Source organism: Nocardioides dilutus (assembly GCF_054779555.1).
The window spans coordinates 1,117,013-1,133,648 of the sequence record NZ_BAAGYA010000003.1 but is presented as its reverse complement, the minus strand read 5'-3'; the positions used below and the strand labels follow the sequence as shown (position 1 = coordinate 1,133,648).

Genomic DNA, 16,636 nt, shown 5'->3' with positions numbered 1-16,636 from the left:
GTGCCGCATCACCCTCGCCGCGTGGGTCGACCATGCTGAGGGCTGCGCCTCGAGAGACACGAGGGGAGATCGACGGTGACGTACCCGCACGCCTACCCGGCGCCCCAGGGCCTCTACGACCCCGCCCACGAGCACGACGCGTGCGGCGTGGCGTTCGTCGCGACGCTGACGGGGGAGGCCAGCCACGACATCGTGCGCAAAGGCATCACCGCGCTGCTCAACCTCGACCACCGCGGTGCGGCCGGGGCGGAGACCAACTCGGGAGACGGCGCGGGCATCCTCATCCAGGTCCCCGACGCGTTCCTGCGCGAGGTCGCCCGCGAGGCCGGCTTCGAGCTGCCCGCGCCCTTCTCCTACGCCGTCGGCACAGCGTTCCTGCCCGCGGACCCCGGCGACCCCGAGCATGTCGCCAAGACCCGGCGCCGGATCGAGGAGATCGCCCAAGAGGAGAAGCTCGAGGTCATCGGCTGGCGGGACGTGCCTGTCGACCCGGCCTCGCTCGGCAAGACCGCACACGCCGTGATGCCGACGTTCGCCCAGCTCTTCGTCGCCGGCAAGGGCGCCCGGGTCACCGGCATGGCCCTGGAGCGCCTGGCTTTCTGCCTGCGCAAGCGCGCCGAGAGCGAGACCGACGTCTACTTCCCGTCGCTGTCCTCGCGCACCCTGATCTACAAGGGCATGCTCACCCCCGCCCAGCTCGACGAGGTGTTCCCCGACCTGCGCGACGAGCGGATGACCTCGGCCCTGGCGGTGGTGCACTCGCGCTTCTCGACCAACACGTTCCCGAGCTGGCCGCTGAGCCACCCGTTCCGCTTCATCGCCCACAACGGCGAGATCAACACCGTCATGGGCAACCGCAACTGGATGCGGGCCCGCGAGGCGCTGCTGTCCTCCGACCTGATCCCGGGCGACCTCGAGCGGCTCTACCCGATCTGCACGACCGGGGCCTCGGACTCCGCCTCGTTCGACGAGGTGCTGGAGCTGTTGCACATGGGTGGTCGCTCGCTGCCCCATTCGGTGCTGATGATGATCCCCGAGGCGTGGGAGAACCACGGCGAGATGGACCCGCAACGCCGGGCCTTCTACGAGTTCCACTCGGCGTTGATGGAGCCCTGGGACGGGCCCGCGTGCGTGGTCTTCACCGACGGCGACCAGGTCGGCGCGGTCCTCGACCGCAACGGCCTGCGGCCCTCCCGCTACTGGGTGACCGACGACGGGCTCGTCGTGCTGGCCTCCGAGGTGGGCGTGCTCGACCTCGACCCGGCCACGATCGTGCGCAAGGGCCGGCTCCAGCCAGGCAAGATGTTCCTCGCCGACCTCTCCGAGCACCGGATCATCGAGGACGACGAGATCAAGGCCGAGCTCGCCGCCGAGCACCCCTACGAGGAGTGGCTGCACGCCGGGCTCATCCACCTCGACGACATCCCCGACCGCGAGCACATCGTGCACACGCACGCCTCGGTCACCCGTCGCCAGCAGGTGTTCGGCTACACCGAGGAGGAGCTGCGCGTCCTGCTCACCCCGATGGCCAACGCCGGCGCCGAGCCGCTGGGCTCGATGGGCACCGACACCCCGATCGCCGCGCTCAGCGACAAGCCGCGGCTGCTCTTCGACTACTTCGCCCAGCTGTTCGCCCAGGTCACCAACCCGCCGCTGGACGCGATCCGCGAGGAGCTCGTGACCTCGCTGTCGGGCACCATCGGCCCGGAGGCCAACCTGCTGGAGCCGACGCCCGCGTCGTGCCGTCAGGTCGTGCTGCCGTTCCCGGTCATCAGCAACGACGACCTGGCCAAGATCCGCCACATCAACCGCGACGGCGACATGCCGGGTTTCATCACCCACGTCTCCCGCGGCCTCTACGAGGTCGAGGGCGGCGGCGAGGCGATGGCGCGCCGCCTCGACGAGATCTGCCAGGAGGTCAGCGAGGCGATCGCGGGCGGGGCCCGGATCATCGTGCTCTCCGACCGCCACTCCACCCAGGAGCTGGCGCCGATCCCGTCCCTGCTGCTCACTGGGGCGGTCCACCACCACCTGGTGCGGGAGAAGACCCGCACCCAGGTCGGCCTCCTCGTCGAGGCCGGCGACGTCCGCGAGGTGCACCACGTCGCGCTCCTGGTGGGCTACGGCGCCGCCGCGGTCAACCCCTACCTGGCGATGGAGTCCGTCGAGGACCTCGCCCGCGAGGGCTACTACGTCAAGGCCGAGCCCGAGAAGGCCGTTGCCAACCTGATCAAGGCGCTCGGCAAGGGCGTCCTCAAGGTCATGTCCAAGATGGGCGTCTCGACGGTCGCCTCCTACACCGGCGCCCAGATCTTCGAGGTCGTCGGCCTCTCGCAGGCACTCGTCGACCGCTACTTCACCGGCACGACCTCCAAGCTGGGCGGCGTCGAGCTCGACACGATCGCCGAGGAGGTCGCCCGCCGGCACGCGTCGGCCTACCCCCGCGGCGGCATCGCCCCGGCCCACCGCGAGCTCGAGATCGGTGGGGAGTACCAGTGGCGCCGCGAGGGTGAACCACACCTGTTCGACCCCGAGACCGTCTTCCGGCTCCAGCACTCCACGCGGACCGGCAGCTACGACATCTTCAAGCAGTACACCTCGCGGGTGGACGAGCAGTCCGAGCGGCTGATGACGCTGCGCGGCCTGTTCCGGTTCAAGGACGCCGAGGCCACCGGCCGGCCCCCGGTCCCGATCGAGGAGGTCGAGCCGGTCTCCGAGATCGTCAAGCGGTTCTCGACCGGCGCGATGTCCTACGGCTCGATCAGCAAGGAGGCGCACGAGACCCTCGCGATCGCCATGAACCGGCTGGGCGCCAAGTCCAACACCGGCGAGGGCGGCGAGGACCCGGACCGTCTCTACGACCCGGAGCGGCGCAGCTCGATCAAGCAGGTCGCGTCCGGGCGGTTCGGCGTCACCGCGGAATACCTCACCAACTCCGACGACATCCAGATCAAGATGGCGCAGGGCGCCAAGCCCGGGGAGGGCGGCCAGCTGCCCGGGCACAAGGTCTATCCGTGGGTCGCGAAGACCCGCTACTCCACTCCTGGCGTGGGCCTGATCAGCCCTCCGCCGCACCACGACATCTACTCGATCGAGGATCTGGCCCAGCTGATCCACGACCTCAAGAACGCCAACCCGGCGGCTCGCATCCACGTCAAGCTCGTGGCCGAGGTCGGGGTCGGCACGGTCGCGGCCGGGGTGTCCAAGGCGCACGCCGACGTGGTCCTCATCTCCGGTCACGACGGCGGCACCGGTGCCTCACCGCTCACCTCGCTCAAGCACGCGGGCGGCCCGTGGGAGCTCGGGCTCGCCGAGACCCAGCAGACGCTGCTGCTCAACGGGCTGCGCGACCGGATCGTCGTCCAGACCGACGGCCAGCTAAAGACCGGCCGTGACGTTGTGGTCGCGGCCCTGCTCGGCGCCGAGGAATACGGCTTCGCCACCGCGCCGCTCGTCGTGTCGGGCTGCATCATGATGCGGGTCTGTCACCTCGACACGTGCCCGGTCGGCGTCGCTACCCAGAACCCGGTTCTGCGGGAGCGCTACAACGGCCAGGCCGAGCACGTCGTCAACTTCTTCACCTTCATCGCCCAGGAGGTGCGCGAGCTCCTCGCCGAGCTCGGGTTCCGCACCCTCGACGAGGCCATCGGCCAGGTGGGCTCCCTGGACGCCGCCCAGGCCATCGAGCACTGGAAGGCGGCCGGTCTCGACCTGTCGCCGATCCTGCACTCGCCTGACCTGACGGCGTTCCCGGGCCAGGACCTGCACTGCACCAAGCAGCAGGACCACGCCCTGGAGAAGTCACTGGACGTCACCGAGCTGCTCCCGCTCGCCAAGGACGTGCTGGACAAGGGCGAGCCGCTGCGGGCGCAGGTGGCGATCCGCAACGTCAACCGCACGGTCGGCACCATCCTCGGCCACGAGATCACCAAGAAGTACGGCGGCGAGGGGCTCCCGGACGGCACCGTCGACCTGACCTTCATCGGGTCCGCGGGCCAGTCGTTCGGCGCGTTCGTGCCGCGCGGCATGACGATGCGGCTCGAGGGCGACACCAACGACTACCTCGGCAAGGGGCTCTCCGGCGGCCGGATCGTGGTCCGTCCCGACCGGGCGGCGACCTTCCGTGCCGACGAGCAGATCATCGCCGGCAACGTCATCGCCTACGGCGCCACATCGGGTCGGATCTTCATCCGCGGGGGAGTTGGCGAGCGGTTCTGCGTGCGCAACTCCGGGGCCTGGGCGGTCACCGAGGGTGTGGGCGACCACGCCTGCGAGTACATGACGGGTGGCCGTGTGGTCGTCCTCGGCCCCACCGGCCGCAACTTCGCCGCCGGCATGTCCGGCGGGATCGCCTGGGTGCTCGACCTCAAGCCGCAGCGCGTCAACACCGAGCTCGTCGAGCTCGGACCCGTCGAGGGGCAGGCCGCGGCCGAGCTCGAGGAGCTGGTCCGCGAGCACGCCGAGGAGACCGGCTCGCAGGTCGCGGCTGCGCTGCTGGAGGACTGGCCGGCCGCGCTGGCCCGGTTCACCGAGGTCATGCCGAGCGACTACCGCAAGGTGCTCGAGGCGAAGGCGAAGGCCGAGGCAGACGGGCTCGACGAGGACGAGACTGCAAGCAGGATGATGGAGGCCCTCCATGGCTGACCCCCGCGGGTTCATGAAGGCCGGCCGCGAGGTCGCCGAGCGCCGTCCCGTCGAGGAACGGGTGCACGACTGGAACGAGGTCTACCCCGGCGGCATCGGCCGGGCTCTGCTCCCGATCATCACCACCCAGGCGGGACGCTGCATGGACTGCGGCATCCCGTTCTGCCACCAGGGCTGCCCGCTGGGCAACATCATCCCGGAGTGGAACGACCTGGTGTGGCGGGGCGACTGGGAGGGCGCGATCGAGCGCCTGCACGCGACCAACAACTTCCCGGAGTTCACCGGACGCCTGTGCCCGGCGCCCTGCGAGACCGCCTGCGTCCTGGGGATCAACCAGGACCCTGTCACCATCAAGAACGTCGAGGTCGCGATCATCGACAAGGCGTGGGAGTCCGGCTTCGTGCGCCCCCAGCCGCCCGAGTGGCTCTCCGGTCGCACCGTCGCGGTCGTCGGCTCCGGGCCGGCCGGGCTCGCGGCCGCCCAGCAGCTGACCCGCGCCGGCCACACCGTCGCGGTCTACGAGCGGGCCGACCGGATCGGCGGCCTGCTCCGCTACGGCATCCCCGAGTTCAAGATGGAGAAGCAGCACCTCGACCGCCGCCTGGACCAGATGCGCCGCGAGGGCACGGTCTTCAGGCCCGGCGTCAACGTCGGCGAGGACGACCTGACCGCCGACCGGCTCCGCGACCGCTACGACGCCGTGGTGCTCGCCATGGGAGCCACCCAGGCCCGTGACCTCCCCATCCCCGGCCGGGAGCTCGGCGGGCTGCACCAGGCGATGGACTTCCTGCCGCAGGCCAACCGCACCGCGCTGGGCGAGGAGGTCGCCGACCAGGTCACCGCCGCCGGCAAGCACGTGGTGATCATCGGTGGCGGCGACACCGGCGCGGACTGTCTCGGCACCTCGACCCGCCAGGGCGCGGCCTCCATCACGCAGCTCGAGATCCTTCCCGAGCCGCCGGAGTTCCGGCCCGCGGGTCAGCCGTGGCCGACCTACCCCATGACCTTCCGGGTCTCCTCGGCCCACGAGGAGGCAGGTGAGCGGGTCTACTCGGTCTCGACCAAGGAGTTCCTCGGTGACGAGCACGGCAACGTGCGCGCGCTGCGGCTGGTCGACGTGGTCTTCGACAACGGCAGGTTCGAGGAGGTCGAGGGCTCCGAGCGGGAGATCCCGGCCGACCTGGTCCTGTTCGCGATGGGCTTCGTCGGGCCGGAGAAGCCGGGTCTGGTCGAGCAGCTCGGCGTCGACCTCGACGAGCGCGGCAACGTGGCCCGTGGCAAGGACTACCAGACCTCGGTGCCCGGCGTCTTCGTCGCCGGTGACGCCGGTCGCGGCCAGTCCCTGATCGTCTGGGCGATCGCCGAGGGCCGGGCCGCTGCGTCCGCCGTGGACGCGTTCCTCACCGGTTCGACGACGCTGCCTTATCCCATCGCGCCCACGGAGCGTCCCCTCGTCGTGTAGCTGGCGGGGAGCCTGGCGCAAGGGGAGTACCGGCAGACACGCGTGCTGCTCGGTACTCCCATTCGCAAGCTTCTGATGGACACTTTGTTTGATCGTTCCAATCGTCGCTAGGCTGGCGTCTCGTGAGAAGAGCGAAGATCGTCTGCACCCTGGGACCCGCCACCAGCTCGGAACGGCGGATCCGTGAGCTCGTCTACGCGGGGATGGACGTCGCCCGGCTCAACATGAGCCACGGGACCCACGAGGACCACGCGGAGACCTACCGACTGGTGCGGGAGGCCTCGGACGCCAGCGGCCATGGGGTCGGGATCCTCGCCGACCTCCAGGGACCCAAGATCCGGCTGGAGACCTTCGCCGACGGCCCGGTGCAGCTGAGCCGCGGCCAGGCGTGGACGATCACCACCCGCGAGGTCGAGGGCAACGCCGAGATCTGCGGGACGACCTACAAGGGTCTGGCCGGGGACGTCAACGTCGGCGACCCGCTCCTCATCGACGACGGCAAGGTCCGGCTGCGGGTCACCGAGGTCAAGGACGGCACCGACGTGGTGACCGAGGTGCTGGTCGGTGGCAAGGTCAGCAACCACAAGGGCATCAACCTGCCGGGTGTCGCGGTGTCGGTCCCGGCGTTGTCGGAGAAGGACGTCGAGGACCTGCGCTTCGCGCTGAGCCTGTGCGTCGACTTCGTCGCCCTGAGCTTCGTGCGCAACGCCGCGGATGTCGAGGACGTCCGGCGGGTCATGCGCGAGGAAGGGGTGATGCTCCCGGTCATCGCCAAGATCGAGAAGCCCCAGGCGATCCACAACCTCGACGAGGTCGTCGCGGCCTTCGACGGCTTCATGGTGGCCCGCGGCGACCTCGGCGTGGAGTGTCCCATGGAGGAGGTGCCGTTCCTCCAGAAGACGATCATCGACAAGGCCCGGCTCAACGCCAAGCCGGTCATCGTCGCCACCCAGATGCTCGAGTCGATGATCTCCAGCCCGTCGCCGACGCGGGCCGAGGTCTCCGATGTCGCCAACGCGATCCTGGACGGCGCAGACGCAGTGATGCTGTCCGGCGAGACCGGTGTGGGGGAATACCCCGTGCACACCGTCGAGACGATGGCACGGATCATCCAGGCCACCGAGAGCCACGCCCTGGAGCAGGCCGACGTCGGCACGCTCCGCGCGCTGGCCTGGGACCCGCACACCAAGAGCGGGGTCATCACCAAGGCGGCCGGCGAGGTCGCCGAGCGCATCGACGCCAAGTACGTCGTCGCGTTCACGCAGTCCGGAGACTCCGCTCGGCGGATGTCCCGGCTCCGGGGCCCGATCCCCATCCTGGCCTTCACTCCAGAGGCTCAGACCCGCTCCCAGCTCGCCCTGAGCTGGGGGGTCGAGACCTTCAAGACCGACACGGTCGAGCACACCGACGAGATGGTGCGCCAGGTCGACGAGCAGCTGCTCGCCATCGGGCGGCTCAAGGAGGGTGACCTCGTGGTCCTCGTCGCCGGTGCACCTCCGGGCATCCCGGGCTCGACCAACGCGCTGCGGGTGCACCGGATGGGCGATGCCGTCAACGAGGTCGCGCCGGCCTATCGACGGGGTGGCTAGCTCGAGGCGCTAGGCCTTGAGGCCGATCAGCTCGTCGAGACTGGCGACGGCGGCGCGGGTCGAGACGCTGATCGTCTTCCAGTTGGACTGGCGCCAGGCGATCCCGGCGAGGTCGAGGGCCCAGCAGCACAGCTCGCGGATGTCCGCGGAGCTGTTGGTGAACTGCCAGCGTGGGTAGTCGTAGCGCTTCAGCTCACCCGCGATCACCTTCTGCGTCCAGTTCCTGGCCCGGCATCCATCGGAGTGGAACAGACCGCGGAGGAACGGTCCTGGATGCATCTCGACGATCGCGCGCTGCCACTCCTTGAGTGCGATCGGGCGCTCGTGCTTGCGACCCGGTCCGTGCTGTGGGAACAGGCAAGGCCAGTGCTTCCACGAGACGGTCGTGATGACGCATCCAGGCACCAGGCGGGTGTGCGGACGACCGCCGGGCTTCACGGTTGCCATCAGCACCCCGAGCCGTTCGTTGTCGGCGACATACCTTCGGTCATTGAACACGTGCAGGTTGTAGACGCCGCGACGACCGAGACTGATGTGCCCGTCGCCGAGGTACCAACCCAGGAGCTCGGCGTACGCCGCGCCGTTCAGCTCGCCGGGTCCGCACCTGGGACACGGCGTGTTGGTGTGCGTCTGCCCCCTGGGCAGGCCGCGCCGTTGGTAGAGCCTGCGCCAACGCCGGATGGTCTTGACCGCTACGCCGTGAAGTGCCGCATTGTCCGCGTCGCGCATTCCGGCATCAGAAGCGCGCAGCGCACTCTCGACAGTCTCGATCGGGCGGATGTGCGGCATCGTGTCGCCACAATCGTCGACACCACCGACATCGGTACCGGGTGTGGGATTCGAACCCACAAGTCCTTTCGGACAGTGGTGTTTGAGACCACCGCGTATGCCGTTCCGCCAACCCGGCAGGGCGTCGAAAAGCCTAGCCGAGGACTTGGTCGACCACGGATTTGGCAAAAGTCGAGTAAGTCAGTACGGTTTTGGATGTGAGTATCTGGCGCTGGGCGACCGCGAGCCACCAACGGGCCTTGAACAACGCGCGGGCGGCCGCGGTCGAGTGCTCGCGGCGGCGGCTCGAACGCGCCGAGGTCGCTCAGGCCGTCGCCGAGCTGGACGCGGCGCACACCTTGGCCACCGGACGCGCGACGAGCCCGGAGGCCCGCGCTCGGTAGCCTTCGGGCGTGACCGAGACGCCCACGCCCCGCACCGTCGTGGTGGCCGAGGACGAGGTGCTCATCCGGATGGACCTCGCGGAGATGCTGACCGAGGAGGGCTACGACGTCGTCGGCCAGGCCGGCGACGGTGCCGCGGCGGTCGAGCTCGCCGAGGAGCATCGTCCCGATCTGGTGATCCTGGACGTGAAGATGCCGGTCCTCGACGGCATCGCTGCAGCCGAGCGGATCGCGGCGGCCCGGATCGCGCCGGTCGTGATCCTGACGGCGTTCAGCCAACGCGACCTCGTCGAGCGGGCCCGCGATGCCGGGGCAATGGCCTACCTGGTCAAGCCCTTCACGCGCAACGACCTCGTACCCGCGATCGAGATGGCAGTGAGCCGGTTCGCCGAGCTCAGCCAGCTCGAGGCCGAGGTCGCAGACCTGACCGAGCGGCTCGAGACCCGCAAGGCGGTCGAGCGGGCCAAGAGTGTGCTGCAGGAGCAGCTCAAACTGTCTGAACCGGAGGCGTTCCGTTGGATCCAGAAGACCGCGATGGACCTTCGCCTGTCGATGCGCCAGGTCGCCGACGGGGTCATCACCCACGGCCCGGACATCGCCAACGCCTGACCCCGGTCACGCGCCCATCACGCCCGCGTCACGGGTGGGTGACCGAACGGGCAAGTGCCCGGATCGCCGTTCGGGGGGTGGCGCTTTCGGTGCGCCTGACCCATAGACTGCGCGGCAGCATCCGGTCGGGTGCGTGGAGGGAGGACCCCGAGTTGATGTCTCGACAAACCGCTCATGGGCGGACCGTCGGACAGGTGGTGGCCGGGTCGATCCTGGGACTCCTGATGGCACCGCTGCTCCTGTTGCTGGCAGGCACGTCCGCACAGGCCGCGACGCTGTGCGTGCCCAAGGTCGACGAGGTCGGCTGCATCCAGGGCACCCTGGGCGACCGCGCCAACCCGATCGCCGGCGTCGACGTGATCCTGACCAAGCCCGACGGGTCCACCGAGACCCAGACGACCGAGGACGACGGCAAGTTCGCCTTCCAGGTCACCGAGTCCGGCGACTACCTCGTGGGCATCGACGAGGAGACCATGCCCAAGGGCATCGAGTTCAAGCCGCCGACCGGAGACCTCCGCGGGGAGGGCGACACCTACAAGGTGACCATCGACCTGTCCTCGGCGCCGACGGCCAGCCGGGTGGCCAACCTGGATGTCGGCCCGCCCGCGCCCGAGGCGAGAGGCACCATCGACAAGGTGACGCAGAGCGCGTTCAACGGTCTCCGACTGGGGCTGCTGCTGGCCCTCGCGTCCGTCGGCCTGTCCCTGATCTACGGCACCACCGGCCTCTCCAACTTCGCGCACGCCGAGCAGGTGACGCTGGGTGGGATGCTCGCCTACCTGTTCGTCAACCAGCAGGGGATGCCGCTCCTCGTGGGCGGCCTGCTCGTCCTCGTGGCGTGCGGGTTCACCGGGTGGTTCCAGGACCGGGTGCTCTGGCAGCCGCTCCGGCGGCGCGGGCTCGGCCTCACGCAGATGATGATCGTGACGATCGGCCTCTCCCTGGCCATCCAGTACAGCTACCAGTACCTCGTCGGGTCCCGGACCGTTCGGGTCATCACCGACAACCCGACCGTGACGTCCTTCGGCCCGATCACGACCACCAACCAGTCGCTGGTGGCGATGCTGATCTCGGCCGTCGTCCTGGGCGGCGTCGGCTACGCGCTGCTGCGCACCCGGATCGGCCGGGCGACCAGGGCGGTCTCGGACAACCCGGCGCTCGCCCAGGCCTCCGGGATCGACACCGACAAGGTGATCCGCCTCGTCTGGACGGTGGCGATGGCCCTCGCCGGGCTGTCGGGCATCCTCTACGCGCTGGTCACCAACGGCATCAAGTGGGACACCGGTCTCCAGATCCTGCTGCTGCTGTTCGCCGCGGTGACCCTCGGCGGCCTCGGCACCGCCTTCGGGGCCCTGGTCGGCTCGCTGGTCATCGGGTTGATCGTGGAGCTGGCACCGCTGCTCCCGTTCGTCCCCGGTGACTTCAAGTACGCCGCCGCGCTGCTCATCCTCATCTTGGTCCTGCTGGTGCGGCCGCAAGGTCTGCTCGGCAAGGCTCAGCGAGTCGGTTAGGAGACTGAGACCAGATGGACGAGATCCAGCAGATCCTCAACTCGATGATGTCGAGCGCGACCGGCCCCCAGACCGCAGCCGTCGCCATCGCCGTCATCGGGCTCAACATCCACTTCGGTTTCACCGGCCTGCTCAACATCGGCCAGTCGGCATTCATGCTGCTGGGCGCCTACGGTTTCGCGATCACCATCAAGGAAGGCATCCCGGCGTTCGGGATCGACCCGCTGGGGTTCGCCGCGCTCGTCGCCGGCGTGATCGTCGGGCTGGGGTTGGCGTTCCTGTTCGCCCTGATCCTCGGCGTGCCCACTCTGAAGCTCCGTGGTGACTACCTCGCCATCGTGACGATCTCCGCGGCCGAGATCGTGCGCTACATCGGCAGGTCCGTCGGCTACGAGACCCTCTTCGGGCTCACCGGCGGGGCCCAGGGCATCCCGGGCAGCCGCTACCGGGAGCCGTTCACCGACCTCTCACCTCTAGGCAATGGCAACAGCACCTTCCTGCCGTTCAACTACACCGACGTCGCCGACGGCGCGGTCGTGGTCCGGCTGCTGGGTTGGCTGGTGGGCGTCGCCCTCATCGTGGCGATCGTCATGGTCGCCCGGGGACGGACCGGGTTGACCGGCACGGCCAAGCGGGTCGCTCTCGCCGGGCTCATCACGCTGGCCACACTGATGCTGCTGTTCCTGGCCCCCGTCAACAACCAGAACACCGGTGTCGACGGGTGGTGGGTGACGATCGTGGCCTGGGTCGTCGCGGCCATCAGCACCGTCGTCGTGCTGATCCTGGCGAAGAGCCCGTGGGGCCGGGCCCTGCGCGGGGTCCGCGAGGACGAGGACGCGATGCGCAGCCTCGGCAAGAACGTCTTCGCGATCAAGATGCAGGCGCTGGTCATCGGCGGCCTCTTCGGCGCCCTGGGCGGGATGCTCTACGTCCTCCCGGCCACCGTGCAGCCGGACTCGATGGGACGCTCGCTCACGTTCTTCTGCTACACCGCGCTGCTGCTCGGCGGGGCGGCGACGATCTGGGGACCGATCCTCGGTTCGATCATCTTCTTCGCCGGGCGCATCTTCATCATCGGCTTCTCCAACACCTACTTCGACGGGTTCATGAGCAACCAGGAGTCCAGCCAGTTCGCGTTCATCGTCGTCGGTGTCGTCCTGATGCTGCTGGTGATCTTCCGGCCACAAGGGATCCTCGGCGACAAGAGGGAGCTCCGGTTCAATGTCTGAGCCCAGTTCAGCCACAGCCACCCACGCCGACCTGTCCGACCCCGGCGTCCGCAAGAGCCTGATGGCGGGCGTCGACCGGGCGCCGGGTGCCGCCAAGCCGGACCCGATCCTCAAGGTCGACTCGATCGTGCGCCAGTTCGGCGGCATGGTCGCCGTCGACGTCAGCCACCTGGAGGTGCAGCGCGGCATCATCACCGCGCTGATCGGACCCAACGGTGCCGGCAAGACGACGTTCTTCAACCTGATCACCGGCTTCGACCGGCCGACCTCGGCAGGTCAGGGCGCGCACTGGTCATTCGACGGCCGCACCCTCGACAAGACGTCTGCCTCCGCGGTGGCCAAGTCCGGCATGGTGCGAACCTTCCAGCTCACCAAGGCGCTGAGCCGGATGACCGTCATCGACAACATGATGCTCGGCGCCCAGAACCAGGCCGGGGAGAACCTCTTCAAGTCATTGGTCCGCCCGCTGTGGCACGCGCAGGAGAAGGAGATCGAGGCCAAGGCCGACGAGCTCCTCGCCCGGTTCAAGCTGCTGGAGAAGAAGCACGACTACGCCGGCAGCCTGTCGGGTGGTCAGCGCAAGCTCCTCGAGATGGCCCGGGCGCTGATGAGCGACCCGACGATGATCATGCTCGACGAGCCGATGGCGGGTGTGAACCCGGCGCTCACCCAGTCCCTGCTCGGCCACATCCAGGCACTCCGTGACGAGGGCATGACCGTGCTGTTCGTGGAGCACGACATGCACGTCGTGCGCCACATCTCCGACTGGGTGGTCGTGATGGCCGAGGGGCGGGTGGTCGCCGAGGGCGCCGCCGACTCCGTCATGGCCGACCCGGCCGTGATCGACGCCTACCTCGGCGCCCACCACGACACCGACCTCGGTGACGACACACTCCTGACCGACGAGGCGATGGAGAAGATCGCCGAGGAGGTCGCGGAGGAAGAGGCCGAGCGCGAGGAGCAGGAGGGGGACGACAAGTGACCACCACCACCACCCAGCAGGGCACCGCGGTGATCGAGGCGCGCGACCTCGTGGCGGGCTACCTTCCCGGCGTCAACATCCTCAACGGCTGCAGCATGGTCGCCTACCCCGGCGAGATGATCGGCATCATCGGGCCCAACGGCGCCGGCAAGTCCACGTTGCTCAAGGCCATGTTCGGCCTGGTGAAGGTCCACTCGGGCAGCGTCACGCTCGGCACCCAGGACATCACCAACCTCAAGGCCAACCGGCTCGTCGAGATGGGCGTCGGTTTCGTCCCGCAGACCAACAACGTCTTCCCCTCGCTCAGCATCGAGGAGAACCTGCGGATGGGGCTGTTCCTGCGGCCCAAGAAGGTCGCGGAGCGGCTCGAGGCCATGTGGGACCTGTTCCCGGTCCTCCACGACCGCAGCAACCAGAGCGCGGGCGCCCTCTCGGGCGGCGAGCGCCAGTCACTGGCGATGGCCCGGGCGCTGATGATGGAGCCCAGCGTGCTGCTCCTTGACGAGCCCTCCGCCGGCCTGTCACCGGTGCGCCAGGACGAGACGTTCATCCGCACCCGCCGGATCAACAAGACCGGCGTTTGCGTGGTGATGGTCGAGCAGAACGCCCGCCGCTGCCTCCAGATCTGCGACCGCGGCTACGTCCTGGACCAGGGTCGCGACGCGCACACCGGCACCGGCCGCGAGCTCGCCAACGACCCCAAGGTCATCGAGCTCTACCTCGGCACGCTGGCCGAGGACGTCGAGGCCGAGAAGGGCGACGGCAAGGGCTGAGCACCGCAGGCACGGGTGCTGCGGGGGAGTACCGCTGGGCCCGGGTTGTCATCAGCACGAGGTACCGCCGAGTCGGCGGTACTGACCTCCCCGGCGCAGCCCACAACGGGTCAGTAGCGCCGACTCGGCGCTGGACGCACTACTTGCTTTGAAGACGCAACGAGAGTTGCGCCTCCAGCGCCGAGTCGGCGCTACTGCCATGTGGGGCGCTTCGCGCGGAGAACGGCAGTACCGCCGACTCGGCGGTACCTCGTGCTGCACAGCACGCGTGCTGAGCGGTGCGTGCCTCGGGCATGACGAAGGGCCCCGAGCCGAAGCCCGGGGCCCTTCGCGTGCTGCGCTGAGCTGTGATCAGCGAGGGGTCACTTGACGCCCTCGACGGTCGTGGTCAGCTCGTTCTTGTTCTCGGCGTTGAACTGGTAGACACCGACGAACGCCGAGGACGGGTCGTTCTCCTCGTCGATCGGGCCGATGCCGGACGGGCCGGTGTAGCGAATCTCGCTGCCGGACTCGAGCAGTGCCACGCAGTCGGCGAAGGTGGCGCACTCTTCGCCGCCGGTGGCACCCGAGACGGCCGCGAAGTTCTCCTGCACCGCGGTCGACTCGTTGGAGCCGCCCTTGATCGCCGCGAGCGCGGCCAGGATCGTGGCGTCGTAGGACTCGGCGCCGTAGGCGTAGTCCTTCAGTGCCTCACCCTGGGCGAACTCGTGCCAGCCCGAGAGGCTGTCCTTGAAGCCCTGCTCGGGGTCGGCACCCGGGATGGTGCCCTGGGCACCCTCGAGCGTGCCAGGCTCGAAGTCGGCGGAGTAGTCGGCGGTGTTGCCGTCCGTGAAGTAGGTCTTCGACATGTCGAAGCCGGACGCCGCCAGCTCGGGGACGATCGACTTGGTCTCGTCGAAGGCCAGGACCACGATCGCGTCGGGACCGGCCGCGGTGACGGCCTGGACCTCGGCGGAGAACGTGGTCTGACCGGCCGGGAACTCGTCGCCGTCGCCCTTGCAGCCGTAGACACACGAGCCACCGGAGCCCTCGACGGTCGCCTGGACCGCGTCACGCAGACCGGTGCCGTAGGTGTCGTTGAACACCAGGAACCCGATCTTGGAGTAGCCGTCACCGGAGATCAGGGTGCCGAGCGCGGAGCCCTGCACGCCGTCCGGCGGCGCGGTGCGGAAGTAGAACGGCGAGTAGCCGCTCAGGTCGACCGCGGTGTTGGCCGGGGAGACCTCGGTGATCTTGTTGTCGGCGAAGGTGTCCACCACGTTCAGCGAGACGCTGGAGGACGCGGCACCGACGACGACCGAGGGCTTGCCCTGGACGATCTTCTTGGCCGAGGCCGTCGAGATGGACAGGTCGGTGGAGTCACCGGAGTCCTGGATGTCGTGGCACGCGTTGACGCCGTTGACGCCGCCGGCGGCGTTGATGTCGGAGACCGCCAGACCCACGCCGGCGACCTCGGGCGGGCCGAGGAAGGCGAGGTTGCCGGTCAGCGGCAGGATGCCGGCCACCTTGAAGCTGTCGGCGCTGGTCGCACCGGCGGCACAGGTGTCGTTGGTGAACGCCGGCTCGGCCGGGGGCTCGGAGGACGCGGACTCGGACGTGGTCTCAGAGGGAGTGTCGGACGCCTCAGCCTCGGGCTCGTCCCCCCCGTCGTCGCCACACGCGGCGAGGGCGAGCGTGAGCGCGGCGGTGCCGGCCATCAGCTTGACCCAGGATGCGGTCGTTGATCGATTCACGTGGTGAACCCTTCTTTCTCGTTGTGGGCACTTCACCGCAGCCCGTCTCCCCGAGCCCGGGCACAGCAGGGCCACCGTAGGTGTGCCAGGAAGCGGCAGCGCTAACCGGCACCCTCTCGTTAGCGAACCGTTACGTCAATGAGCCACAAGGGCCAGGGACCTGTGGTCTCACTGGGTCAGCCGGGCTACCTCGACGAGGAGCGGGGCCACGGCCAGCGCGGGCAGGAGATCGGCCACCGGGATCTCCCGGATCCGGAGCAGCCGGAGCGCGACGCCCACGAGGAGCAGACCGCCGACCGCGGTGATGGCCGCCAGGTGCGCCCCGGGCAGGACGTCGCCCAGGGCCACGCCGGCGAGCGTGAGGCTGCCCTGGACGGCGACGATCGTCACGGCGCTGGCGGCGACCCCCCAGCCGAACGACGCCGCGAAGGCGATCGCCGCGAAACCGTCGAGGGTCGCCTTGAGCAGGAGCTGGTCGGGGCCGTTGCCCAGACCATCGTTGAGCGAGCCGAGGATCGTCAGGGGGCCGCTGCAGAAGACCAGCGACGACACCACGAAGCCCTCCACGAAGCGGGCGCGCTCCGCAGACCCGGTGTCGCCCGAGAGGCGCCGCTGCAGCCGGCCCCCGAGACCCTCGATGCGCGACTCCAGCCGCAGCAGTGAGCCCGCGATCCCCCCGACCAGCAGGGCCCCGAGGACGATCAGCATCGGAGCGCTGTCGCCGACCACGTCGCTCAGCTCGGGCGACAGGACCGCGACCGCCGACGTCGCGGCGATCAGCAGCGTCACCAGGCCCAGCGCATCGGTCACGACGTCCCGGGTGCGCGTGGGGAGCCGGTTGCCCAGGGCGACCCCGAGGACCGCCCCGGCGAGCACGGTCGCGACGTTGACGAGGGTGGCCAGGCCGGGGATCACAGCTGCTGCACCGATGC

At 69.3% G+C, this 16,636-nt stretch carries 12 protein-coding genes and 1 tRNA gene; 9 read left to right on the top strand and 4 right to left on the bottom strand.

All coding sequences use genetic code 11. The features are described 5' to 3' along the window. Nucleotides 1–75: 75 nt before the first annotated feature. From gltB to pyk, 3 genes are all read left to right on the top strand, one after another. Nucleotides 76–4,644, top strand: a complete 4,569-nt coding sequence (gltB, locus tag ACYVC6_RS21085) for a glutamate synthase large subunit (RefSeq protein ID WP_460716460.1) — start codon at nucleotides 76–78, stop codon at nucleotides 4,642–4,644. Beyond that, complete coding sequence (locus tag ACYVC6_RS21080) at nucleotides 4,637–6,106, top strand: glutamate synthase subunit beta (RefSeq protein WP_460716459.1); 1,470 nt, start codon at nucleotides 4,637–4,639, stop codon at nucleotides 6,104–6,106. Before gltB ends, ACYVC6_RS21080 begins: the two co-directional genes overlap by 8 nt. Before the next feature lie 122 nt (nucleotides 6,107–6,228). Further along, the gene (gene pyk / locus ACYVC6_RS21075) at nucleotides 6,229–7,695 is read left to right on the top strand and encodes a pyruvate kinase (RefSeq protein ID WP_460716458.1); all 1,467 of its coding nucleotides are present in this window, start codon (nucleotides 6,229–6,231) and stop codon (nucleotides 7,693–7,695) included. A 9-nt stretch (nucleotides 7,696–7,704) separates the two neighbouring features. Here the strand turns inward: pyk and ACYVC6_RS21070 are convergent, their stop codons facing one another. Next, nucleotides 7,705–8,424 (bottom strand): transcriptional regulator, encoded by a 720-nt coding sequence (locus ACYVC6_RS21070; RefSeq protein WP_460716457.1) that lies wholly within the window; start codon nucleotides 8,422–8,424, stop codon nucleotides 7,705–7,707. Nucleotides 8,425–8,519: 95 nt separating this feature from the next. After that, nucleotides 8,520–8,602: transfer RNA gene (locus ACYVC6_RS21065), tRNA-Leu, on the bottom strand. A gap of 79 nt (nucleotides 8,603–8,681) precedes the next feature. Here ACYVC6_RS21065 and ACYVC6_RS21060 point away from each other — a divergent pair. The 6 genes from ACYVC6_RS21060 to ACYVC6_RS21035 all read left to right on the top strand — a co-directional run bounded on the left by ACYVC6_RS21060 (nucleotide 8,682) and on the right by ACYVC6_RS21035 (nucleotide 13,971). Then, nucleotides 8,682–8,867 carry a hypothetical protein gene (locus tag ACYVC6_RS21060; protein WP_460716456.1) on the top strand — a complete coding sequence of 62 codons (186 nt, stop codon included), beginning with the start codon at nucleotides 8,682–8,684 and terminating at the stop codon, nucleotides 8,865–8,867. 9 nt (nucleotides 8,868–8,876) lie between these two features. Further along, entirely contained in the window at nucleotides 8,877–9,476 is a 600-nt protein-coding gene (locus ACYVC6_RS21055) for an ANTAR domain-containing response regulator (RefSeq protein WP_460716455.1), read from the top strand. Nucleotides 9,477–9,631: 155 nt separating this feature from the next. Next, nucleotides 9,632–10,987, top strand: a complete 1,356-nt coding sequence (locus ACYVC6_RS21050; RefSeq protein WP_460716454.1) for a branched-chain amino acid ABC transporter permease — start codon at nucleotides 9,632–9,634, stop codon at nucleotides 10,985–10,987. Nucleotides 10,988–11,001: 14 nt separating this feature from the next. Beyond that, nucleotides 11,002–12,216, top strand: coding sequence for a branched-chain amino acid ABC transporter permease (locus tag ACYVC6_RS21045; RefSeq protein WP_460716453.1), 1,215 nt, complete (start codon nucleotides 11,002–11,004; stop codon nucleotides 12,214–12,216). Then, on the top strand, nucleotides 12,209–13,198 hold the full coding sequence (locus ACYVC6_RS21040; RefSeq protein ID WP_460716452.1) for an ABC transporter ATP-binding protein: 990 nt from the start codon (nucleotides 12,209–12,211) through the stop codon (nucleotides 13,196–13,198). The genes ACYVC6_RS21045 and ACYVC6_RS21040 overlap by 8 nt, the downstream gene beginning before the upstream one ends. Then, nucleotides 13,195–13,971 (top strand): ABC transporter ATP-binding protein, encoded by a 777-nt coding sequence (locus ACYVC6_RS21035; RefSeq protein ID WP_460716451.1) that lies wholly within the window; start codon nucleotides 13,195–13,197, stop codon nucleotides 13,969–13,971. The genes ACYVC6_RS21040 and ACYVC6_RS21035 overlap by 4 nt, the downstream gene beginning before the upstream one ends. 362 nt (nucleotides 13,972–14,333) lie before the next feature. Here ACYVC6_RS21035 and ACYVC6_RS21030 read toward each other — a convergent pair whose 3' ends face one another. Further along, on the bottom strand, nucleotides 14,334–15,704 hold the full coding sequence (locus ACYVC6_RS21030; protein WP_460716450.1) for an ABC transporter substrate-binding protein: 1,371 nt from the start codon (nucleotides 15,702–15,704) through the stop codon (nucleotides 14,334–14,336). A gap of 168 nt (nucleotides 15,705–15,872) precedes the next feature. Next, complete coding sequence (locus tag ACYVC6_RS21025; protein ID WP_460716449.1) at nucleotides 15,873–16,619, bottom strand: DUF554 domain-containing protein; 747 nt, start codon at nucleotides 16,617–16,619, stop codon at nucleotides 15,873–15,875. Between the last annotated feature and the right edge of the window lie 17 nt (nucleotides 16,620–16,636).